General features: G+C 30.6%; 22 protein-coding genes and 1 riboswitch. Of the genes, 14 read left to right on the forward strand and 8 right to left on the reverse strand.

Annotation, left to right across the window (positions count from 1 at the left end; genetic code table 11):
* Nucleotides 1–270 precede the first annotated feature (270 nt).
* The 4 genes from J2Z43_RS07660 to J2Z43_RS07675 all read right to left on the reverse strand — a co-directional run bounded on the left by J2Z43_RS07660 (nt 271) and on the right by J2Z43_RS07675 (nt 3456).
* The gene (locus tag J2Z43_RS07660) at nt 271–1824 is read right to left on the reverse strand and encodes a sensor histidine kinase (RefSeq protein WP_234926153.1); all 1554 of its coding nucleotides are present in this window, start codon (nt 1822–1824) and stop codon (nt 271–273) included.
* Nucleotides 1814–2497, reverse strand: a complete 684-nt coding sequence (locus J2Z43_RS07665) for a response regulator transcription factor (protein ID WP_209456638.1) — start codon at nt 2495–2497, stop codon at nt 1814–1816. Before J2Z43_RS07665 ends, J2Z43_RS07660 begins: the two co-directional genes overlap by 11 nt.
* Nucleotides 2498–2608: 111 nt before the next feature.
* Entirely contained in the window at nt 2609–3136 is a 528-nt protein-coding gene (locus J2Z43_RS07670; RefSeq protein WP_027701258.1) for a DUF4342 domain-containing protein, read from the reverse strand.
* An 80-nt stretch (nt 3137–3216) separates the two neighbouring features.
* A complete protein-coding gene (locus J2Z43_RS07675) occupies nt 3217–3456 on the reverse strand; it encodes a hypothetical protein (RefSeq protein WP_027701259.1) in 240 nt (79 codons plus the stop codon).
* Between the two features lie 324 nt (nt 3457–3780).
* Here J2Z43_RS07675 and J2Z43_RS07680 point away from each other — a divergent pair, with 324 nt between their 5' ends.
* Together J2Z43_RS07680 and J2Z43_RS07685 are read left to right on the forward strand one after the other, a co-directional pair.
* Nucleotides 3781–4284 carry a DUF2975 domain-containing protein gene (locus J2Z43_RS07680; RefSeq protein ID WP_209456639.1) on the forward strand — a complete coding sequence of 168 codons (504 nt, stop codon included), beginning with the start codon at nt 3781–3783 and terminating at the stop codon, nt 4282–4284.
* Between the two features lie 322 nt (nt 4285–4606).
* Nucleotides 4607–4837, forward strand: a complete 231-nt coding sequence (locus J2Z43_RS07685; protein WP_209456640.1) for a hypothetical protein — start codon at nt 4607–4609, stop codon at nt 4835–4837.
* 122 nt (nt 4838–4959) lie between these two features.
* On the opposite strand, the gene J2Z43_RS07690 is transcribed toward J2Z43_RS07685, so the two are convergent.
* Nucleotides 4960–7347: an ABC transporter ATP-binding protein/permease gene (locus J2Z43_RS07690; RefSeq protein ID WP_209456641.1), complete on the reverse strand. Its 2388-nt coding sequence runs from the start codon at nt 7345–7347 to the stop codon at nt 4960–4962.
* A gap of 129 nt (nt 7348–7476) precedes the next feature.
* Between J2Z43_RS07690 and J2Z43_RS07695 the strand changes: the two genes are divergently transcribed.
* The 10 genes from J2Z43_RS07695 to arsM all read left to right on the forward strand — a co-directional run bounded on the left by J2Z43_RS07695 (nt 7477) and on the right by arsM (nt 16806).
* On the forward strand, nt 7477–8175 hold the full coding sequence (locus J2Z43_RS07695; RefSeq protein WP_234926156.1) for a response regulator transcription factor: 699 nt from the start codon (nt 7477–7479) through the stop codon (nt 8173–8175).
* A complete protein-coding gene (locus J2Z43_RS07700; RefSeq protein ID WP_209456642.1) occupies nt 8172–9476 on the forward strand; it encodes a HAMP domain-containing sensor histidine kinase in 1305 nt (434 codons plus the stop codon). Before J2Z43_RS07695 ends, J2Z43_RS07700 begins: the two co-directional genes overlap by 4 nt.
* Nucleotides 9477–9570: 94 nt before the next feature.
* Nucleotides 9571–10158, forward strand: a complete 588-nt coding sequence (locus J2Z43_RS07705) for a ferritin-like domain-containing protein (protein WP_209456643.1) — start codon at nt 9571–9573, stop codon at nt 10156–10158.
* Nucleotides 10116–10297, forward strand: a riboswitch (cobalamin riboswitch). Its footprint overlaps the gene before it by 43 nt.
* 325 nt (nt 10298–10622) lie before the next feature.
* A complete protein-coding gene (locus J2Z43_RS07710; protein WP_209456644.1) occupies nt 10623–10961 on the forward strand; it encodes an ArsR/SmtB family transcription factor in 339 nt (112 codons plus the stop codon).
* 88 nt (nt 10962–11049) lie between these two features.
* Nucleotides 11050–11592: a flavodoxin family protein gene (locus J2Z43_RS07715; RefSeq protein WP_209456645.1), complete on the forward strand. Its 543-nt coding sequence runs from the start codon at nt 11050–11052 to the stop codon at nt 11590–11592.
* A 31-nt stretch (nt 11593–11623) separates the two neighbouring features.
* Complete coding sequence (locus tag J2Z43_RS07720; protein ID WP_209456646.1) at nt 11624–12208, forward strand: NAD(P)H-dependent oxidoreductase; 585 nt, start codon at nt 11624–11626, stop codon at nt 12206–12208.
* A 392-nt stretch (nt 12209–12600) separates the two neighbouring features.
* The gene (locus J2Z43_RS07725) at nt 12601–13152 is read left to right on the forward strand and encodes a helix-turn-helix domain-containing protein (RefSeq protein WP_209456647.1); all 552 of its coding nucleotides are present in this window, start codon (nt 12601–12603) and stop codon (nt 13150–13152) included.
* 663 nt (nt 13153–13815) lie between these two features.
* On the forward strand, nt 13816–15354 hold the full coding sequence (locus J2Z43_RS07730) for an ABC-F family ATP-binding cassette domain-containing protein (protein WP_209456648.1): 1539 nt from the start codon (nt 13816–13818) through the stop codon (nt 15352–15354).
* A 211-nt stretch (nt 15355–15565) separates the two neighbouring features.
* Complete coding sequence (locus J2Z43_RS07735; RefSeq protein WP_209456649.1) at nt 15566–16018, forward strand: GNAT family N-acetyltransferase; 453 nt, start codon at nt 15566–15568, stop codon at nt 16016–16018.
* Nucleotides 16019–16047: 29 nt separating this feature from the next.
* On the forward strand, nt 16048–16806 hold the full coding sequence (gene arsM / locus J2Z43_RS07740) for an arsenite methyltransferase (RefSeq protein WP_209456650.1): 759 nt from the start codon (nt 16048–16050) through the stop codon (nt 16804–16806).
* 246 nt (nt 16807–17052) lie between these two features.
* Here arsM and J2Z43_RS07745 read toward each other — a convergent pair whose 3' ends face one another.
* Genes J2Z43_RS07745 through J2Z43_RS07755 form a run of 3 tightly spaced genes read right to left on the reverse strand, consistent with a single transcriptional unit; the run spans nt 17053 to nt 20003 of the window.
* Nucleotides 17053–18087: an ABC transporter substrate-binding protein gene (locus J2Z43_RS07745; protein ID WP_209456651.1), complete on the reverse strand. Its 1035-nt coding sequence runs from the start codon at nt 18085–18087 to the stop codon at nt 17053–17055.
* A 58-nt stretch (nt 18088–18145) separates the two neighbouring features.
* Nucleotides 18146–18904 (reverse strand): ABC transporter ATP-binding protein, encoded by a 759-nt coding sequence (locus J2Z43_RS07750; protein ID WP_209456652.1) that lies wholly within the window; start codon nt 18902–18904, stop codon nt 18146–18148.
* Between the two features lie 10 nt (nt 18905–18914).
* Nucleotides 18915–20003 (reverse strand): FecCD family ABC transporter permease, encoded by a 1089-nt coding sequence (locus J2Z43_RS07755; RefSeq protein WP_209456653.1) that lies wholly within the window; start codon nt 20001–20003, stop codon nt 18915–18917.
* A gap of 274 nt (nt 20004–20277) precedes the next feature.
* Between J2Z43_RS07755 and J2Z43_RS07760 the strand changes: the two genes are divergently transcribed.
* Both J2Z43_RS07760 and J2Z43_RS07765 read left to right on the forward strand, forming a co-directional pair.
* Nucleotides 20278–21132: an AraC family transcriptional regulator gene (locus J2Z43_RS07760; protein WP_209456654.1), complete on the forward strand. Its 855-nt coding sequence runs from the start codon at nt 20278–20280 to the stop codon at nt 21130–21132.
* Between the two features lie 15 nt (nt 21133–21147).
* Entirely contained in the window at nt 21148–21921 is a 774-nt protein-coding gene (locus J2Z43_RS07765) for an alpha/beta hydrolase (RefSeq protein ID WP_234926159.1), read from the forward strand.
* The last annotated feature ends 63 nt before the right edge of the window (nt 21922–21984 follow it).

Raw genomic sequence — 21984 nt, forward strand, 5'->3', positions numbered from 1 at the left:
TATATCAAATAAATCTGTATAAAAAACCCAAGTAAGTAGAAAAAAGTAATAAATAACTGTCAAACTATTGGAATAACTTGCGTACAAAAAATAAAATTATTTTTATTGCAATAAAGATAATTAACTTCAATACAAAATAAAACCTGTATAAATAAATAGGAAATCTAGATCTGTTAGATTAATAAGTTTTTACTGCTCAAAAACTTATTAATCTAAAATGATTTAGATTCCCTGTAATGTTTACAATATATTTTATTTCCTAAAGCAAAATTACTCAAGTGGTATCTTTAACATAAATGTGGTACCAACGTCTATTTTACTAGTTACATCGATTGTACCGCCGTGTCTAGTAATAATCCACTTTGCAATTGCTAATCCAAGACCTGTGCCTCCAGTTTCTCTAGTTCTAGATTTATCGGCTCTATAGAACCTATCGAAAATCTTTGGAAGATCTTCTTTAGACATACCTATACCTGTGTCTTTAATAACAATAGTTGCTTTATTATCAGTTGCATAAGAAGATAGAGTTATTTCACCGCCGTACTTAGTGTACTTGATGCTGTTATCTACAAACACTCGAAGTGCTTCTTTAAGTAGGTTTCTATCGGCATTTATATTTATAGGTTCATTTAAATCAGATTTTATATTATGTCTTCCTTCATCTATTAGGTTGCTTTCTTTAACTAAGTTATCAATAAGGTCGTTTAATTTAAACATGTCCTTATTAAACCTCTGAGTATTTTTATCTCCTCTGGCTAAGAACAAAAGCTGTTCTATAAGACCTTTCATATTTTCTGATTCCGATTCAATCGCTGTAATCGATTCATCTAATACTGCTTTGTCGTCTTTACCCCAGCGGTTAAGCATCCTAGCGTAACCTTGTATAACCGTAAGTGGAGTTCTAAGTTCGTGTGACGCATCTGAAACAAATTGATTTTGTGTTTCATAGGATTCTTGAATTCTATCTAACATACCGTTAAATGTGTTTGCTAGATCTTTAAGTTCATTTTGTGATCCTAAGATATTTAGTCTAGTATCTATATTATTGATAGTAATATCCTTAACGGTTCTATTCATATCGTCAATAGGTCTCAGTATTTTTTTTGTTTTAATAGATACTTTTATAAGTGAAATAAGTGTAATAACACCTTCAATAACAAATAAGACAAGTATTAGAGAACCTATTAGCCACACATCTTCAGTAAGGTCGTACGACATATCTACTTGAATATTATTTTTGCCAACTTTTACTGTTTCCTCAAGCTTGTAGTTAATAGATAAATTTCTTTTAAAGAAGAAGTTTATATTGTATTTATTATTTGTATCTTTGTAGATATCTAAATATCTATTTTTGTACACTTTGTGGGATTTGCCAACTTTCTCTCCCTTAATAGTGCTATTCTTATAGATAAGTTTATTTTTATTGTCGTAAATACTAACATTGTTTGAATCGTATCTATTCAACAAACTGAGTACTTTTTTAGTATCTTTCTTTACACTTTTACTTGAAGTTATTTTCTCTTCAATTATATAGTTTGAGTAAGAGTTAAGCTGTTTATCTAAGCTTTGTTCTGTTCTTGCGATTACAAATGCACTTGTCGCTACAGCCATTAACAAATTTAGAGTTATAAAAACGCTAAACATTCTAAAAAAATACATAATATTTAATTTTAATACTATAGATAGTCTGAATCTTTCAAGCATCGATTGGTAGGCATTACTAGCCAATTGTTTAATTTCTCTTCCTATGAATTTGAATACAACAGAAGCTTTACTAGATTCCTTTTTAAACTTTATATCGTCAAATTTATGTTTATTCTTCATACTTTATCACATATCCAACCCCTCTAACTGTGTAAATAAATTTCTCACTGTATCTATCATCTATTTTACTTCTAAGATATCTAATGTACACATCGACAATATTGGTATCACCGTAGTAGTCAAAGCCCCAGACTTTTTCTAAAATAATATCTCTCGATAATACTCTGTCTTTATTTTCAACTAAGTACTTAAGTAAATCGAACTCTCTCTTTGTAAGTTCAATTACATCGTCTTGATATTCAACTATGTACTTATCAAGATCTATACTTAAGTTTCCAAGTGTAAGAGTGTTGCTTTCCTCTACATAAGATTTTTTTCTCTTTAAAATAACTCTTATTCTAGCTAAAAGTTCCTCGATCTCAAATGGCTTAGTTACATAATCATCAGCGCCGAGATCTAATCCACTTACTTTTTCAAAAGTTTCGTCTCTAGCCGTAAGCATTATTACTGGTGTATCTTTTAATTCACGAAGTCGTCTAAGGACTTCCATACCGCTAAGACCTGGTAGCATTATATCCAGCAAAATCAAATCGTAATTATTTTCAATAGCAAGCGTAAGAGCTTCTTTACCATTACCTGATTTTTCAATTGTATAGCCTTCATAATTTAATTCTAACTCAAGGTAACGAGCTAACTTTACCTCATCTTCTACTATAAGGATATTTCCCTTCATAGTTCCCTCCATAGTTCCCACTAATATATTAAGTTTTATTCTTATATCTTATAATAGCAAAAAGATACTGAAAATACACACATATTTTCAATATCCTTAGTGCTATTTATATTATTTTCTTAACTCGACTTTTATATCGTTTACAGTATCTCCAACTTTCGAGCTGTATTCATTAACAGAAGTTTTTTCTACATCTTCTCCTACGAAATTAATTTTATGTCCTGTAAACAATGCTAATAATAGTAGAGGGATTACTATATAGAAAGCAAATACAGTACCTATAGCTAAGAAAGTAAGTGGTATATTCATTACTATTTTATCTTCCTTTTTTATAACAACATGGTTTCTATTTCCAACTTTTACAACCTTTTTAATCCATCTAGTTATTCCAGTTAAAGTTTCACCAGTGTTGTGTTTATTGCCATAACCTTTGTAATCATCAAATCCTTTCTTAAACTCATTTTTAAAGTCATTTAAATCCTTGAAACCTCTATTGCTATTTCTTATATTTTTGTTTTTTTCTAAATATATTATAGATTCAAGTATATCTCCATTATTTTGTTCAAGAGCTTCCTTTGCATCCTCAAAACTTACATCGACTCTCTTTCTTAATTCATCTATCATTTCTAAAGTTATCATAATTTATTCCTCCTAAATTTTTAGTTTATTTTATTTAAATTTTTATTTGCAAATCAAATTTTAATTTATGCTAATGAAGCTTAGAATATAAAATGTATAAAGTTTAAAGCAACTCTTATTAACATCAATATCCCTATTGCAAGCATTGCAAAGTTTACAAAACCGCTTTTTGATATTCTTTCATTAGCAAGATATATAAGTAAAATCGGAATAGCTAATTTTACTACAAATCCTATTGTCGATCCAACTAACCCCAAAACAATTCCTATTAGTATAATAATTCCTATAATCTTTGCTATGTTGACACAAAACCTAACCATATTACCACCCCTTAAGATATTTTATGTAAATAAACTTTTAAGTTTATCATTTCCTCTTATGTTTTGTTTTTATTGTTTGCTTGTTGTTGATAATCTTATTATATGAAATAATTCTTAGTTCTAAGTTAATGAAACATTAGAAACAGATTAGAAAACTTTGGGTAGGGTAGGAGGAATGCTTTTTACAGTTTGTAAAATAAAAGGATTTGCTAAGTGGTTATATGTTTGTTTGATTATTTTAATATCGATAAACAGCAATTTAATTTTGATAAACAATATGAAATGTGCTATTATATATTTATATTAATTGGAAGGAGTAAAAAAATGTTAAAAAACATTAGTTATAAAGCTTTAAATATAATAATGATATTTGGAATAGCAATTACACTTTTGGTACTTTTTGTAGTACCTTCGATAGTATCAGAGATAGTCTATAGTTTTCAAACTAGCCGATCACTAGATTCAAATATTGTTACAAATATTACTGTATCCGTTTACTTATGTTCAATACCTTATTTGATTGCGTTATTTTCAATTAAAAGATTTTGTAAAATATTAGTGACTGAAAAAAATCCGTTCTCTAAAGAAGTACCTAACATCTTTAAAACTATATCTAAGTGTGCTTTTGTTGAGTTTATAATCTTAAACATAACTATTTTTTTATTAACATTCAAATATATATTTGATAAAAATATGTTTTTTTCAATAGTAATGTTGAGTGTTATAATATCACTAATAATTTTAGCTATAGGTTTTTATAGTCTTATTTCGTTTAAATTTTTCACTATGGCAATAGATATAAAGGACGAAAATGATAATACTATATAGCTTAGTTGAAAAAAATGTGTCTAATAACTCACCTTTAAATAAATGTATTTAAAAATTAAGGAATGACACCGTAATATTGACCCTTCGGATAAAACTGATAAATGAAAAAACTGCTACTAAATAATAATTAAGTTATTATTTAGTAGCAGTTAGCTTTTACTTTAAATCAGAATTATATCAATATTAGAAATAATTAGTTCGGAAATTAGAATTGAATAATTTATAATTCAATAGAAAATAGGATGTCTCGATTTACATCCTATTTCTGTTTTTCAAATTAATATATTCCAATTCATTTTTCATTGATTTAAATAAAAATTTAATGGAAGTTAAAATTAATAACGGTAATAATGCAACAATGCATGTTCCGATTGAAGCTAAAACATTAAGGATTTTATTTGTATTTGCACTGAACAGCTTAAAAAATAGAAAATATAATCCGACTCCAATAATTCCACCTAATGTATTTCCGATAAGGTCAGTTATATCACTAACGCCTATTGCAAAGATGAATTATTTGAGATTTTTTATACTTTTTAGTTCATTCCTTTAAGCCAACCGAAAGGCTTGACCCAGCGAGAGTTATTGATTTTGTTAGGTGAGCTACAATCAAATCCGTACCGATAGTTATGCCCTGAAGCAAACCCAACAATTCGATAACTCCCGCGGAAACGCCTATTCTGTACGAAGTGCCTCAACAGGATTTTTCTTAGCGGCCATTCTTGCAGGTAAAGCACCACCAAGTAGTGTAAGAGATACACTTATAACTAGAAGTAGTATAGCGTGAACAGGATTAAGCTGAGCTACACCATCTAGGTCTGTAAGGTTCTTAAGTACATTATTTATTGGGAATGTCAATAAATAAGATATTAGTATACCAAGTGCTCCTGAACAAGTTCCTATTATAAATGTTTCTGCTGTAAACACTCTAGTTATATCTTTCTTCCTAGCTCCAAGTGATCTAAGTACACCAATTTCCTTTGTTCTCTCTAGTACTGATATATAGGTAATTATACCTATCATAATTAATGATACAACTAGCGAGATCGATGCAAAGGCAATTAGTACAAGTGTTATTGAGTCCATTATCCCACCGGATAAATCTGTAAATGTGGAAGCTAGGTCTGTGTATAAGATTGAATCTTCAACATCTTTACCGTTATTCCATTTGTTTAAGTAACTTAATATATCATCTTTTGTAGTAAAATCTTTTGGATATATAGTTATAGAAAATGGAGTAGAATTAGCACCTAATTGTGATAATACCTGATCTTTAGTAGGTGCTTGTGCATTAACTACTGAATTTCCCATTGTCATCATTTGATCAGCTCCAGAAGATTGCATTCCTGTTGATGAGGTTTCTTCTCCAAAAGGTTGTCCTGTCAGTATATTAAAGTCAGTGTCTTTCTGCGCTTTTACTATTTCAGAATTTTTAGCATCGTCTATAAAGTACTGAGCTAGATCATCCGAATAAAAAAGACCAGGTGAAAGTATTTCTAATTTAGAATCCTCACTAGATCTAAGAACACCAGCTATTTTAACTGTTTTTGCATTATCGTTGTTGTAAAGATCTATAAGATTGTCCGAATTTGCTTTAGTAGTGAAGAAATCTCCATTTTTCTTATAGTAATCATCGTTTAATATCAACTTAAATTCTTTTCCTACTATGTCTTTGTAATTAACGTTTTTAGAATCTTCCATTCCTAATGCTTTTAACATATTTTTATCAAGTCTATTGTAACTGTCTACAATAAGTACTAAATCTGTTTTATCTTTAGGGTATGAGCCAGATAGTAGATCGTAGTTGCTTTTTAAATAACTGCTTGAATCTGAATCTTTTCCACTTGGGAATGTAGAGAAGTTGACTGTAGATGTATTAACTGGGTTTGCAGTTTCTCCATCAGATTTTAGCAGATTCATATTTACAAGTCTAGTATACGATGTACCTGAAAGCATTTCAGGGTTGATGTCTTTTACATATTCTAGGTAATCATCTGTAAACTTGTTTGTGTGCTCTAGACTGTTATCACTAGGATCGTAAGGGTAAATATGATTTACTTTTGGGTATTGATCTTTATTTACAGATTTACTTACCAGTTTTTTATTTTGCTCTTTCATTGCATCTATATCCATATTGGCCATCTTTTGGTTGATACTTATAGGGAATCCTGAAAGTGTACTGTTTTCAAACTCACCTATCTGTTTGTCAAATCCATTTGAGAGAGAAAGTACTAGTGCAATTCCTATGATTCCTATACTTGATGCAAATGCAGTAAGTGCAGTTCTCCATTTTTTAGTCGAAATATTTTTAGCAGATAGTTTTAAAGCCGTAAGAAAACTCATATTGGTCTTTTTAAGCTTGTAATCTGATTTAACCAATTTATCATCAAATGGGTTGCTGTCAGATTTTATTTCACCATCTCTAAACTCGACAATTCTATCAGTGTATTCATTTGCTAAATCAGGGTTATGCGTTACCATAACGACTAATTTATCTTTAGAAATCTCTTTTATAAGCTCCATTATTTGTACACTTGTATGTGTATCTAATGCTCCTGTAGGTTCATCGGCAAGTATAATATCTGGATCATTTGCAAGTGCACGCGCTATTGCGACCCTCTGCATTTGACCACCGGATAATTGATTGGGCTTTTTATGTACGTGCTCTTTTAGCCCAACCTTTTCTAAAACCTCTAGTGCTTTTGAATGTTTTTCTTTAGATGAAACGCCGCTCAAAGTCATTCCCATCTCAACATTATCCATTATACTTAAATGAGAGATAAGGTTGTAACTTTGAAACACAAATCCAACACTGTTGTTTCTGTAAGCATCCCAATCGGAGTCTTTAAAATTCTTTGTAGATTTTCCGTTTATAATGAGGTCTCCTTCATCGTATTGATCAAGTCCACCTACAATATTTAAACAAGTCGTTTTACCAGAGCCACTAGGCCCAAGGATTGCAACAAACTCAGATTCTCTAAATTTAAGACTGACCTTATTAAGGGCAACTTGTGTAAATTCACCTGTTGTATAACTTTTGACTATATCTTTTAACTGTAGCATTTTTCTCCTCCTTTACTACTAAGTGATATAATTGTAAAATTGTATTATGAACCGAATGTGAATAAACTCAGTCTATTTTTCAATATGTTCACAATCAGTTAATATTAAGATAGTATTATTTAGAGTAATATGAAAATTAGGGGTGATGATAAAGTGTTTAATATACTAATTGCAGAAGATGATAAAAATTTAAGGAAACTTATATCGGCTACTCTCAAGAAGAATGGTTATAATTCATTTGTAGCTGAAGATGGTGAAAAAGCTTTAAATATTATAGATAATGAACATATTGATCTAGTTATATCAGATATTATGATGCCCAATGTAGACGGATATGATTTAACCGAATCTCTTAGAGAATCAGGGTATAATATGCCTATACTGATGGTAACTGCAAAAGAGACATTTGATGATAAGAAAAAGGGCTTTATTGTAGGGGCCGATGATTATATGGTTAAACCTATAGATATAGATGAAATGATACTTAGAATTGGAGCTCTCCTTAGGAGATCAAAAATATCTAACGAACATAGGGTGTATATTGGAGATATTGTTTTAGATTACGATGAGATATCTGTAAGCATAAATGGAGAAAAGACTACACTTCCTAAGAAGGAGTTTTACTTGTTATTTAAGTTGTTGTCTTATCCGGAGGTTATATTTACAAGAAGACAACTTCTAGATGAAATCTGGGGAATGGATAATGATGTAGATGAACGTACTGTTGATGTCCATATTAAGAGGCTTAGAGAAAAATATTACGATTTAGCAGAGTTTGAGATAGTAACTGTGAGAGGTCTTGGGTATAAGTCGGTAAAAAAGGTATGATGAAAAATTTGAGGGTAAAGTTAGTTGCTCTTATTGTTATGATGATGCTTGTTTCAGGAGTTTGTACAATATTAATATCTGTACTGATTTCAAGTGAAAGTATAATAAAGGAATCAAAGGATAGCCAGATAGAAATTGTAAATACAGTACTGGATCTGTCTGAGAACACGGACTATCCAGTTGATAAAATAAGTGAATTGAGCAGTAATAGAATGTACAGAGTAAGTAAAATAGAGGATTTATCAAAGTATAAAGATGAGGCAGTTAAATTAAAAAATGGAGAATATAGTCAAATTAGACTCAAGGGTATGCCTATTGTGAAGACAGTATTAAAAGTCGATGATAACTACTTGGTTATATCTACTTGCTATAATAGAAGCAATGAACACTTCAAAGGATTCTTAATAACTGGAACAGCTATAACTATTTCTATAATAATAGCTACAGTAATATCAGGAGTTATTTCTAAAAGAGTTTTAAGTCCAGTTAGAGCTTTAAGTAGAGCTACAGAAGAGGTAGCAAAAGGGGATTTTAGCGTAAGAGTGGATATCCCAAAGGACTATGAATTTGGATTTCTGACAGAAAACTTCAACAAGATGGTACATGAATTAAGCAGTATTGAGACACTTAGAAATGACTTTGTCAGTAATGTATCACATGAAATAAAGACGCCACTTGCGTCTATTCAGGGATTTGCAAAGCTATTACAAGACAATAATTTTAGTGAAGAAGAAAAGAAAGAGTTTACTGATATTATAATCAGTGAATCGACTAGATTGTCAAAATTGACTTCAAATATTCTCAAGTTGTCAAAGATAGAAAATCAAGAGATCAATACTAAAAAGGTCGAGTTTTCGCTTGATGAGCAAATTAGATGTGCGATACTTATTATGGAACAGGAGTGGAGTCGAAAAAATATTAATCTAGATATAGAACTAGAGGAAGTAAATATTGTAGAAAATGAAGATCTCCTACAACAAGTATGGATAAATCTAATCGGAAATGCTATAAAATTTACAGAAGACGGAGGATATGTTTCTATTAAGCTTGAGGATTATAAAGATAAAATAGAAGTTGAAATTTCAGATAGCGGAATTGGTATGACCGAAGATATACAAAGACATATGTTTGATAAGTTTTACCAAGGTGATAGATCGCATCTTAGTGAAGGTAATGGCCTTGGGCTATCGTTAGCAAAAAGGATAATCGATATATGTGGTGGAAAGATATATATTAAAAGTGAACTTGGAGTAGGAACTACATTTACAATTGAATTGAGGAAAGATAAAGATACTATATAGACAAATATTGTATTTAATCCTCCTTTATTACATATATATTCTATATAGTGATACATAATTTATAGCGATATTAATTAATAAAGGAGGAAATTTTATGGCAGATGGTCAAGGAATTCAAGGTCCTCAAGGTGTACAAGGCAATCAAGGTGGACCAGTAATTCAAGGTGTAACTGGGAGCGAAGAAGTATTCCAATCTTTTGCTCCTTATCCAGAAATAAGAGTAGAGGGGCCGAACCCGTACTTTGCAGAGATAATAATGGATGATTTTGCAGGAGTTATAAGCGAATTTACTTCAGTAAACCAATATAGATTTCACGCTTCTGATTTTGTGAATTTAGATCCATATCTTATTAATATGTGGACTAAAATAGCTGATGTAGAAATGTGGCATATGAGGGTACTTTCCAGGTTGATCGTACTTCTTGGCGGGAAACCTGTATATAGAGGATCAGCGAGTACCAACGGTGATTACTGGTATGGAGGGTTTGTGAAATACGGATTTGAAATATGTGACCAGTTACAGAATGATTTAGAAACAGAGCTACAAGCAATAGCAAACTATAGACAACATATACTTATGATTAGCGATGGTTATGTCCAACAAGTATTAGAAAGAATAATTAGAGATGAAGAAGTACATGTTAAAAATTTTGAAGCAGCTATTAATAGATATTGTAAATAAAATCATTAAGTTAAAATCCCACGCAGACCCGCTGCTGTGATAACAGAGTTATTTTTTATTGCCACTAGAATAATCTGGAAAGGTTAAAAATAATGTTTTATGTTTAAGCCAGAAGACCTGCTCATGCTCATTATGCACATGCAATACTTATTCGGGTTTAAGAAGGCAATGTTTAGCATTTCTATGCTTTATTTGTTGCTGTGTTTATCGACACAGCATTTTTTATTTTAAATAAAGACATAAGACAAAGGAGAAACAAATGAAAAGGGAAAACTATTATTGACTATATTTATGATTTCAGTTTTAGCATTAGTTGGATGCACATAAGCGGATGGTTCTAAGGCAAAATCAGAAAATGAAACAAATAAAGAACAGCAATCAGATGCAAATAGCGAGGCATTCATTTCATATTAATTCTTGACAAGTGCATGAGTGTGCACATATAATTGATATAGGGTGATAATATGAATGATGAAAGCAAATACACAACTTCAAATACAAATTGTTCGCAAGAAATAGAAGATGCGATTGATTTTGAATTTTATAAGGCTTTATTTGAGCCTGTCAGAAGTGAAATAATGAAGTATCTTGCTATAAACGGCGCAAAGAGTATCAAAGAAATCGCTGAAAACTTTACACAGGATCGTTCTGTAATCTCAAGACATTTAGAGCTAATGAATCGTTATGAAATTGTGACTAAAACAAAGCAAGGTAGAAGCACAATTTATGAAATAAACAGTGAATTTATAATAGGTAAATTTGAGACTACAACATCAAAATTAAAAGACTTGATTGAAAATTAGACAATACTGTCTTTTTTCTTTGTTATTTGAGTGCATATGTGTGCATTAAAACATCAATAATATCCGCCCTAAGAAAGGAGTAATATATATGAATGTATTAACTATTTTAGGAAGTCCAAGATCTAAAGGGAATACAGCACATATCTTAAATCAATTTGTATTGGGAATACAACATGCTGATAGTGAAGCAGAAATAAATCATATTTTCTTACAAAATAAAAATATCAAAAACTGTATAGGATGCAATTCATGTCAAAGAGTCGGTGCATGTGTTTTACAAGATGATATGAATGATATATATCCTCTAATTAAAAATGCTGATGTTCTAGTTTTAGCAACACCAGTATTTGTATTTAATATGACTGCACAATTAAAGGGATTTTTAGACCGACTATATGCAGTTGATAAAGAGTTTTTTAAAGAAAAAAGAATAGTATTGCTAACAACATACGGTGATAGTAATGAAGCAAGTTCAGGTGTACAAAATATTGTTAATACAATACGATTGATATCCGAAATGCTCAGTATTCAATTTGTTCAAAACATCAATATAAGCACATATGATTTACAATGCTATGAAAATGAAAAAGCGTTAAATAAAGCATTTGAATCCGGCAAAAAATTAGTTTAGATTTAAACAATATATTAGGAGGAGATTGAAAATGACGACTATCATATTAGCACACCCTTGGCATGGAAGCTTTAATAAAAGTATTTTAGATACAATTATAAAGAGATTAGAAAAAAACAATAAATATTATACTTTGATAGATTTAAATAAGGATAATTTTAATCCTGTCCTTACAGAAAGCGAACTTGCTTTATATTCAAGAGGAGAACATAAGGATCCTTTAGTGGAGAAATACCAGAAGATATTGAAAGAAACAGAAGAATTAATAATAATATTTCCTATCTGGTGGTTTGATGTTCCAGCTATCTTAAAGGGATTTCTAGATAAGGTAATGCTGAAAGATTTTGCATATATAGAAACAAGTACAGGATTAAAAGGATTATTAACAAATATTAAAAAGACAACCGTTATAACAACATCGAACTCACCTAAATGGTATTTAAAATATTTTGCAGGGAACCCAATTAAAGGTCTTTTTATTAAAACTAATCTAAAAGGTGTAGGTATAAAAAATGTCAAATGGTTACATTGTGCACACACCAAAAAAGAAGCATTACAAAAAAGAAAAGATTTTTTACAGTATATAGACAAATTTATTGGGGTAACTACAACTTAACTATGTATGGTATAGTTTGGACAGTAGTTAGAATTGTAGCTCCAAATTATGATATAGTACTTCTTTATCAATGAGATATTTTTAATATTTAAAAGTTCTATAGCAATATAGAACTTTTAAATATATTAAACGATAAAGACTATGAAAATTTAACATTATACATAAAAATATAATTAAATTTGACACGACTAAATATTTTTTACAATAAAAAACAATTATATTTACTATAAATTAACAGTAATTAATTTAATTTAATTAAAATTAATAATATTGAATTAAATTAAACGATGTTAAATTGTTGGGAAATCTATTAAATTGCCAAATTTGAACAATCTTGATATAATCTTAATATAACAGTAAAATAAAATATATAAAAATGAGGTTGTTTATAAATGGTAGAAGTAGACATATCAAAAAATATTACTACGTACAGAAAAATGAAGGATTTGACTATAAAAGAGCTGGCGAATTTAACAGGAGTAACTCCATCTTTACTTAGTCAAATAGAAAAAGGAACAGCTAATCCATCTATTAACACGTTAAAGCAAGTATCTTATGCCCTAGATATACCTTTATTTAATTTTTTTATAAACGATGATTCAAATGAAGATCTAGTAGTAAGAAGTGGCAATAGAAGGAAGTTATTGTCTCCAGAAGACGATAGTATTGTATATGAACTTTTTACACCAAATTTTAAAGGGGCAATAGAGTTTTCGATGATGAAAATTCCACCTCATAAGTCGTCTTCAAAGGAACTTTCTAACCATAAAGGTGAAGAGGTTGCATATGTATCAGAAGGATCAGTAACGCTTTACATAATGAATTCAGTAATCAAATTAAATTGTGGGGATAGCGTTAGAATACCTCCACATACAAATCACAAGTGGGAGACATGCGATGATTATTGTGAAGTAATATATGCAATAACACCACCTACTTTCTAAATTCTATTTAAGAATAATTGGTATCATAAAAATCTTGAATTTATTTTCTAAGTTTAATCTCTCATAGGCATTTATTTAAACGAATATATCACTGTATTAAAATGTATTATGTATACAATAGAAACTATTGTTTAGAAATTATCAAATAGAATATATTTAAACTTTTGTTTAAGCTATTTTCTATTATAAGCTATAGGCATATAAATCTGTCTATAGCTTAATTGTACATAGATAAATTTCATATGGTTGAAAATATATAGAAAATGTTGTATTATAATGTTGTATAAAAATATTAGGAAGTGAAAAAAATGATTAGTAAAAAATATTTAAAATTTGTTACAAAACCTAACTCTGCACAAATGTATACGATGAAGCGTTGTGTAGAGGTTAATCTTGAAGCTTAGAGCTTACTATCTTCATCGATAAATGGATAAGAGTATAGTTTTGCTATGCCTGTTTAATTAAAATGTAGTTTTTGCTATGTTTAATTAAAATTACCCATTTATCGAGAAGATATTAAATAGATTGAGAGGCCATAGACAGCAATGCTTGTCTGTGGCCTTTTATTGTTTAAAAGAGGTCAGCGTACTTTTCGCCGCACCTCTGTTTTTTATTTAAAAATAAATTAAATAGATTATATTAGTTAAATTAAGGAGAATTAAAATGAGTTTATTAAAAGTAAGTAATTTATCACATTCTTTTATGGATAAGTTATTATATGAAAAATCGGATTTTGAATTGTATAAAGGGGAGCATGTAGGAGTAGTTGGTCAAAATGGTGCTGGAAAAAGTACTCTTATCAAAATACTGCTGGAAGAAGTCGTTCCTGATGAGGGGGATATAAAATGGCAGTCAAACATAACTGTAGGTCATTTAGATCAATACGCAGAAGTAGATAAGGAAATTACAATTTTAAGCTATCTACAGGGTGCATTTTCAGAGCTTTACGAACTAGAAAAAAAGATGAACGCATTGTATGAAGAATTTGCGTCTACTGGAGAGGAAAAACAACTTATTAGGGCATCAAATTACCAGGAGCAACTGGATTTACATGATTTTTATTCTATTGATAGCGAGATTGGTAAAGTAGCTAATGGGTTTGGATTAGATACTATAGGTTTAGATAGCATTGTAGGAGAACTCAGTGGGGGACAAAGAGCAAAAATTATTTTAGCAAAATTACTATTATCTGGACCAGAAGTATTACTTTTGGATGAGCCGACTAACTTTCTCGATAAAGAACACGTTGAGTGGTTGTCTGACTATTTAAAGAATTATAAGGGAGCATTTATTGTTGTATCGCATGACTTTGATTTCTTGGAAAAAATCTCAACTGGAATTTTAGATATCGAATTTGGAACAATAAAAAAATACAGTGGTAAATACTCAGAGTTCCTTAATCAGAAAATGCATTTGAGGGAGGACTATCTAAGACAATATCAGTCTCAGCAGAGGATGATTAAAAGAACAGAGGACTTTATAAGAAAAAATAAGGCAGGAGTTAATTCGAAAATGGCTAGAGGTAGACAAAAACAACTGGACAGAGTCGAAAGAATCAAAGCACCAACTTTTACAGATAAAGTCTCTATAAGATTTAGCGAAACTGAGATATCTAGAGGTAATGTGCTTATTGCTAAGGATTTAGAGGTTGGTTACTATTATCCATTGCTTCCAAAGCTAAATCTTAGTGTTTCTGGAGGTGAAAAAATAGTAATTAGCGGTTTTAATGGAATTGGAAAGTCAACTTTGATAAAAACATTGATAAATGAAATTCCAAGTATATCTGGAGATTTTGAGTTTTCGGATCAAGTTAAGTTTGGTTATTACGAGCAGGATTTAGTATGGAAAAATCCTAATAACACACCGCTTGATATTATATCCGATTCTCATCCTAAAATGAATACAAAAGAAGTTCGTAAAGCATTGGCAAGATGTGGACTTAAAGAAGAGCATGTGCTGAGAGAGATTTCAACTTTAAGTGGTGGAGAGCAGTCGAAAGTCAAACTTTGTAGCTTGATTCTATCACCATGTAATTTCTTAATTTTAGATGAGCCTACAAATCACTTTGATAGCGATACAAAAGAGGAATTGCAGGGCGCTTTAAAAAATTTCGGGGGTAGTATAATATTGGTTTCACATGAAGAAAAATTTTATAGAGGTTGGGTAGATAGAGTTATAAAAATAGAGGACAGCTTACATTAAGGTATAGATAGAAGAGTGAAAGAATGGACAATAATTGGAATATATTATTAGTTTTCTTTTAGTGATACTTGCTAAGAGTTTTGCTGTAATTTTTATATCGAAAAATAAATGTAAATCACTATATATGATTTGAATTATATTTATTTTATCTATAATGACTAACGAATTTTGTGTATAATTAGCTTATAAGGATATGTAAAAGGAGATAGATATGTGTAAATTCTCGATTGAAAAATTAAATAATATAGAAGACGATGTAAAGACAGAATTGATTAATGTATGGGAAGGATCTGTTAGAGCGACGCATACGTTTTTAAAAGAAAGCGATATACAAACCCTTATTCCAGTAGTAAAAGAAGGGGTTTCACAAATTGATCATCTTTTTTGCACAAGAGACGGGCATGGACATATAAAAGCATTTGTGGGAGTAGAAAATCAAAAGATAGAGATGTTATTCGTCAGCCCAGATGTTAGGGGTAAAGGAATTGGAAAGGAATTAATGCTCTATGCAATAAATAAATTATATGCAAGGTTTGTTGATGTAAATGAGCAAAACCCTCAAGCGGTTGGTTTCTATAAACATCTAGGATTTAAAGAGTTTGATAGAAGTGAGTTGGACGATTCAAACAACCCGTTTCCAATTCTTCATATGAGATTAAAATAGTTTATTAAAAATATCGAGGGGAGATAGTCATGAGTAAATTTAGCAATGAGGAACTAAAGAATATAGTTAGAGATGGATATAAAAAATTAGTTACGGAAGAAGAGAAGATCGAGAGATCAAGTGAAGATATTTCTAAAAGTATAGGATACTCAAGTGAAGATATAGATACGGTACCAAAAAGTTCTAACCTTGGACTTGGATGTGGAAACCCGCAGTTAGTAGCAAATATCACTGAAGGTGAGACAGTTCTAGATTTAGGAAGTGGAGCTGGTTTTGATTGCTTTATAGCGTCAAAAAAGGTTGGTGGTAATGGTTTGGTTATAGGGGTAGATATGACACCAGAGATGTTAAGTCAAGCGAGGGAAAACGCCTATGAAAATAACTACTCAAATGTAGACTTTAGACTTGGTGAAGTTGAAAATATACCGGTCGCAGATGGGATTGTAGATGTAATTATATCAAACTGCGTAATAAACTTATCTCCAAATAAACAAAGGGTTTATGATGAAGCTCATCGCGTGCTAAAAAATGGCGGAAGACTTGCGATTTCGGATATAGTTTTAATGAAGGATCTTACGGACGAGATGAAACAAGACGAAAAACTTTACTGTGGCTGAGTTACAGGGGCATCTTCAGTTGAAGAATTAGAGTTTTATCTGAATAAGTCAGGATTTAAAAATATTAGAATTGAAACTAAAGAGGTATCGGAAGAGTATGCTGCTAAGTGGGGACATAACCTAAATGTAGGTGAGTATATAATGTCTTCAATTATTGTGGCTACTAAATAACTGAATAAAACGATAGATATAAAAGCATAATTAAATGTCTATTTTAAGTAGATATAAAAATTAATATAAAAAATAGCGTGTGTCCTTTAATAAGGATTATACGCTATTTTTTATGCTGATTAACAAATTTTTTTTATTTTATCGACAGTCTGAAAAGTGGTATAGCTCTATAAAATAAAGTTATACCACTTTTTCAACAAAAAATATATTTAAGAACAATTACCTTGAATTTAATTATAAAGAATTTTATTTAAATGTATCAGGGTATAATCCTTTTGCTATTGTTTCTATGCAATCAAAGTTTCTGAAGCTGTAACCCATAAGTTCAGTATATTCAACTTCGATGATATTTTTGTCTTTGATAGCAGTTACATTTTGAATGAGATTGTTATCTAAAAGAGATTTTACTGCAGTTTTATCGTTGGCAGAATTTTTGTTGGCCTTTACATATACTATAGCATCTGGGTTAAGAGAAATTAAGTTTTCGATGGATAGTGAACCGCCCTTGTCAGCTACATTTTTGGCATTTATTGTCTCCAACATTTTAGATTGTAGAGAGGCATTAGCTCCAAATACACCAAACTGTCCATCATTGTAGTTAACCATAATCATTACATTTTTAGGATCTGAATTTATATCAGAGATTTTACCCTTTATTTCATCTAATTTTAATTGAAGGTTATCTGCATATTTATTTGCCTTTTCTTGAATATCAAATAATTTACCTATATTTTTAATATCTGTGATTATGTTTTCTAAAGATTGTTCAGTATTCATTTTACTAGCTAATTGTACATATGTATTTACCCCCATATCGTTAAGAGTAGGGATTGTACCATATGCGTCATCAGTAAATGATGCAGCTCTTCCTATAACTAAGTCTGGATTGGTACCTAAAACTGATTCTTTAGCAACTTGTCCTTTTTCCGCTACTACAGGAATTGCCTTGTAATCATTTTCAAATTTATCCATAATTTTATTGTCCAAATCTCCAGTTCCCACAATAGAATCCTTAAGTCCTAAATCTAAAAGCAATTCAGTTGAAGATTGATTGTTTGTAACAACTCTTTTTGGCGCTTCTTTGAAGACTTGATCGTATGTATTGCCATTGTCGTCAAAGGCTTTTATAGTAAGAGGGTATGTTGTTTTAAGTGAAGCAGTTTCAGATGAAGATGTATTATTTTTCTTGTCATTTTCTTCGCTCTTTGTAGATTTAGTACAACCAGTCAATATACTGGCAGTTACTAGCATTGTTGTAAAAAGTACTAATGTTTTTTTCATATTAAATTCTCCTTGTAATATATTTAGAAGCATTAATGCCACTTTGTATTTAATTTATTTAATAGTAAGATATTGAAAGTGTATCAGTTACAGGATTTTTGTATATATAGCTGTCGATATCGTATACACTTTTTATCATTTCAGATGTAACTACATCTTCAGGTGTACCTTGTGTAACTATATTGCCATCCTTTAAAACTATTATTTTGTCGCAGTACTGTGATGCTAAGCTTATGTCGTGTAAAGCTGCTAATACACATATACCGAGCTTTTTAACTACATTCATAATTTCAATTTGATACTTTATATCCAAATGATTAGTAGGTTCATCGAGTAACAAAATCTTAGGCTTTTGGGTTAAAGATCTAGCTAAAATTACACGCTGTTTTTCACCCCCTGAAAGAGAGGAAAAGCCCCTATCTGCGTAATTCTCCATGCCGACTTTCTTTAGCGAGTCGATAGCTATATCGTAGTCTCCCTCATTTTCACTTTGAAGTAGAGATTTATGAGGGCTTCTCCCCATCAAGACTACATCTAAGACCTTGAAATCAAAATTTATATTATTAAACTGGCTGACAACTCCTAAGTTTTTTGCTATATCTTTTGGATTGATTTTCTTCATGTCCTGCCCATTTAAAAATACTGAACCAGATGTATATTTTAAAACTCGATAAATAGCTTTTAATAATGTTGATTTTCCACTTCCATTAGGTCCAATTAATCCAACAAATTCACTGTCCTCAACAGAAAAGGATACATTTTTTATGATTTTCTTAGTAGATATATCTACCTCTAAGTTTTTAATTTGTAAATCCATATCAGACCTCCTATTTTTCACCGAATCCATAACTTCGTCTAAGTAGTATGTATACAAAGAACGGCGATCCAACCATTGCAGTAATTATACCTATTGAAAGTTCAGAATTAGGAATTATAGTTCTAGCTATTACATCAGCCCAGATCATAAATATCGATCCGAGAAGTATCGATATAGGAGTCAGTCTCTTGTGGTCAGATCCGACCAGCGACCTAGTAATATGCGGTATGATTAATCCGACAAACCCTATAATTCCGCAGACAGAAACCAAAACTCCTGTAAGTAGAGAAGTTATTATCATATACAATCTTCTATAAAATACTAGATTTATTCCAAGTGTGATAGCCGACTCATCACCCATAAGCAACAAGTTGAGATTTCTAGATTGGAGTAAGAAAAATATGCAACACAGTGCTACAATCACTGTTGGAAACAAAATATTTCCCCACTTCGCGCCTGCAAGAGATCCCATAGTCCAGAACTTTACTGACTGCATTCCCTCAGCATTGCTTGCCATAGAGATAATAAAGTTGGATAAGGCATTGCAAAGAGCATTTACAACAGTCCCTGAAAGAACTAATTTAGCTGATGAAATTTTACCTCCAAGTGATGATAATAGTAAAACCATAGTTGCAGAAATAAGTGCTCCTATAAATGCCCAAAATGAAGTTCCGTTAATTGTGAGTAGGTTAAAAGATCCTACTCCCAGCATAATCGAAAAAGTTGCCCCTAAAGAAGCCCCAGATGAAATCCCGAGTATATAGGGTTCAGCTAAAGGGTTTTGGACAGTAGCTTGCATAATAGTTCCGCAAAGTGCAAGACCTGCACCAACAATTAGAGCTAGAATAACTCTAGGAAATCTAATCATCCAGACTATATTATAATTTGCATCATTTATAAGAGCAGTTGAATTACCAATACCAAAGATCTTATTAATTAATATACCGTATGAAACAGATGGATCTATGTTTAAAGAGCCTTTGGAAACAGATAATACAACTGAAATCAATAAAAGAATAACAAGAAAAAATGATATTGTGTAAAAAATAATTTTTCTTTGCTGATTCTTCTTAAATGACGCAGATTGAATACTTTCCATATATTTCTCCTTTCTTGTGTATACTTAAAGTGTGTATTATAATAATATAAATGATAAGTGTTATCATGTGTAATGGTATATATATGATAATGTTTATCATTTACAAGGAATATTATAATATACCATTTAATAAGTTTGAATAAACAAATCTGTAAAGATGGACAAATATTAAAAATACATAGACATATATTTAAATAAAATTTAAAAATAAGTAAGAATTAAAAAGTAAGTGGGATTTAAATTATAGAAATGATTAATGGAAGGAGTTTATTTGATGAATACGGAAATAAAATATGTAAAAAAGCATACAATCGATAATTCAGTTAAAGCGCATGATGTGTTAGTTGAATTTAATAATGATCCATATCAAGTAGATAGAGTAAGTTATTTTGTTAAGAAAAGAACTTTAGATAAAAACAGCTATACTACGAATCTATCAGCATTTATATTTCCAATAAGTGGACGAGCAAATATTATATTGGATGATGAAATGTACACAGTAGAGCCAGGTAAATTTTTACATGTATGCCCGGATAAAAAAATATCATTTGAGGTCTTAGGGAATGAGAATTTTAACCATATTAATATATATTACATTTCTGATCCTAGATCTAAAACTTCAAACTATATGAACACTGTGTTTGAAATGAAAGTCGATAATTATGTCGATGTAATAGATGAGCTAAATGAAATTTTAGATATATCTTATGAATCGGAGCTAATGTCGAGATTTAAGCTACAAATCAGGGTCAACCTATTTTTAAAGGAGCTGTTTGAAGGGTTCTCCCATAAACAATACGACAATGAGAGAGCATTGGTCTCTGCAGTAACAAAGTACATTACTGAAAACTACATGAAGGAAATATCCCTATCAAAGCTTGAGACAGTATTTGGAGTAAAATCAAGCAGAATATCATATCTGTTTTACAAGTGCACTAAAACTAGACCAATAGACTACTTAATTAAGTACAGAATGAGTGTTGCGAGCCGTCTATTAGAGCAAGAGGGGTACTCAGTTAAAAGAGTAGCCGAAGCTGTTGGATATACAGATGAGTTTTACTTTAGCAGGTTATTTAAGAAAAACTTCGGTATATCTCCAAGTAGGGTGAAAAATAGAAATAAAAATTAGGTTTAAGAGGTGCAGATGATGGGCGGTAAATTTATAGATTTAATAGAATTTGGAAGAGAGATTTTTGTGTATCTTCCAGAATCGTACAATAAAAGCGTTGAACAAAATAGGAATTATCCTGTTGTGTACGTGCATGACGGTGACACGTTTATAAAATTATTGTTTGGAATTATGGAAGAAATAGAAAAGGAAGAAGAAAAAGAAAAAGATAAAAAACAAAATTTATATAAAGAGCACATTATAGTGGGGATATCATCTAAAAATAGGTTGAGCGAGTATACTCCTTGGCAGGCACCAGCCTTAGTCGAGAAGTTTGAGCCTTTTGGAGGTAAAGGGGAAGTTTATTTAGATTTTATTGTTGATGAATTAAAACCATTTATTGATAGCAACTTCAATACAAGTACGGAGGTTGAAGATACATCTATGATAGGTTATTCATTAGGTGGTTTAATATCATTGTTTTCTATATATAAATATTCTTGTTTCGGAAAAATTGTAAGTATATGTGGATCACAGTGGTTTAAGGGGTGGATAGACTTTATTGAGGCAAATAAAATACTAAATGAGAATGTAAAGATTTTTATAATAGCTGGACTTAGGGAGGGAAATAAAAAGTACACAGCTCAAAAGGACATAACAAAGTGTGTTGAAAAGTCCTATAAGATTTTTAAATCGCAAATTGGTACATCTAATGTAACACTTGAATGGGATAATTACGGACATAATGAAAATGTATTTAATAGATATAAACAGGCTTTGTTATATTTAGGGAAAAGAGAAGTGCTTTAATATAAAAATGGATACCTCATAATTATTAAAATTTATGGGGTATCCATTCCATTTTATATTTAT

The organism is Metaclostridioides mangenotii (assembly GCF_017873185.1).
Lineage (GTDB): Bacteria > Bacillota > Clostridia > Peptostreptococcales > Peptostreptococcaceae > Metaclostridioides > Metaclostridioides mangenotii.

Excerpts from the sequence above, each read along its gene's own strand:
- J2Z43_RS07660 (WP_234926153.1), bottom strand. The coding sequence starts at position 1,824 with ATGAAGAATAAACATAAATTTGACGATATAAAGTTTAAAAAGGAATCT.
- J2Z43_RS07665 (WP_209456638.1), bottom strand. The coding sequence starts at position 2,497 with ATGAAGGGAAATATCCTTATAGTAGAAGATGAGGTAAAGTTAGCTCGT.
- J2Z43_RS07670 (WP_027701258.1), bottom strand. The coding sequence starts at position 3,136 with ATGATAACTTTAGAAATGATAGATGAATTAAGAAAGAGAGTCGATGTA.
- J2Z43_RS07675 (WP_027701259.1), bottom strand. The coding sequence starts at position 3,456 with ATGGTTAGGTTTTGTGTCAACATAGCAAAGATTATAGGAATTATTATA.
- J2Z43_RS07680 (WP_209456639.1), top strand. The coding sequence starts at position 3,781 with ATGTTAAAAAACATTAGTTATAAAGCTTTAAATATAATAATGATATTT.
- J2Z43_RS07685 (WP_209456640.1), top strand. The coding sequence starts at position 4,607 with ATGGAAGTTAAAATTAATAACGGTAATAATGCAACAATGCATGTTCCG.
- J2Z43_RS07690 (WP_209456641.1), bottom strand. The coding sequence starts at position 7,347 with ATGCTACAGTTAAAAGATATAGTCAAAAGTTATACAACAGGTGAATTT.
- J2Z43_RS07695 (WP_234926156.1), top strand. The coding sequence starts at position 7,477 with ATGAAAATTAGGGGTGATGATAAAGTGTTTAATATACTAATTGCAGAA.
- J2Z43_RS07700 (WP_209456642.1), top strand. The coding sequence starts at position 8,172 with ATGATGAAAAATTTGAGGGTAAAGTTAGTTGCTCTTATTGTTATGATG.
- J2Z43_RS07705 (WP_209456643.1), top strand. The coding sequence starts at position 9,571 with ATGGCAGATGGTCAAGGAATTCAAGGTCCTCAAGGTGTACAAGGCAAT.
- J2Z43_RS07710 (WP_209456644.1), top strand. The coding sequence starts at position 10,623 with ATGAATGATGAAAGCAAATACACAACTTCAAATACAAATTGTTCGCAA.
- J2Z43_RS07715 (WP_209456645.1), top strand. The coding sequence starts at position 11,050 with ATGAATGTATTAACTATTTTAGGAAGTCCAAGATCTAAAGGGAATACA.
- J2Z43_RS07720 (WP_209456646.1), top strand. The coding sequence starts at position 11,624 with ATGACGACTATCATATTAGCACACCCTTGGCATGGAAGCTTTAATAAA.
- J2Z43_RS07725 (WP_209456647.1), top strand. The coding sequence starts at position 12,601 with ATGGTAGAAGTAGACATATCAAAAAATATTACTACGTACAGAAAAATG.
- J2Z43_RS07730 (WP_209456648.1), top strand. The coding sequence starts at position 13,816 with ATGAGTTTATTAAAAGTAAGTAATTTATCACATTCTTTTATGGATAAG.
- J2Z43_RS07735 (WP_209456649.1), top strand. The coding sequence starts at position 15,566 with ATGTGTAAATTCTCGATTGAAAAATTAAATAATATAGAAGACGATGTA.
- J2Z43_RS07745 (WP_209456651.1), bottom strand. The coding sequence starts at position 18,087 with ATGAAAAAAACATTAGTACTTTTTACAACAATGCTAGTAACTGCCAGT.
- J2Z43_RS07750 (WP_209456652.1), bottom strand. The coding sequence starts at position 18,904 with ATGGATTTACAAATTAAAAACTTAGAGGTAGATATATCTACTAAGAAA.
- J2Z43_RS07755 (WP_209456653.1), bottom strand. The coding sequence starts at position 20,003 with ATGGAAAGTATTCAATCTGCGTCATTTAAGAAGAATCAGCAAAGAAAA.
- J2Z43_RS07760 (WP_209456654.1), top strand. The coding sequence starts at position 20,278 with ATGAATACGGAAATAAAATATGTAAAAAAGCATACAATCGATAATTCA.
- J2Z43_RS07765 (WP_234926159.1), top strand. The coding sequence starts at position 21,148 with ATGATGGGCGGTAAATTTATAGATTTAATAGAATTTGGAAGAGAGATT.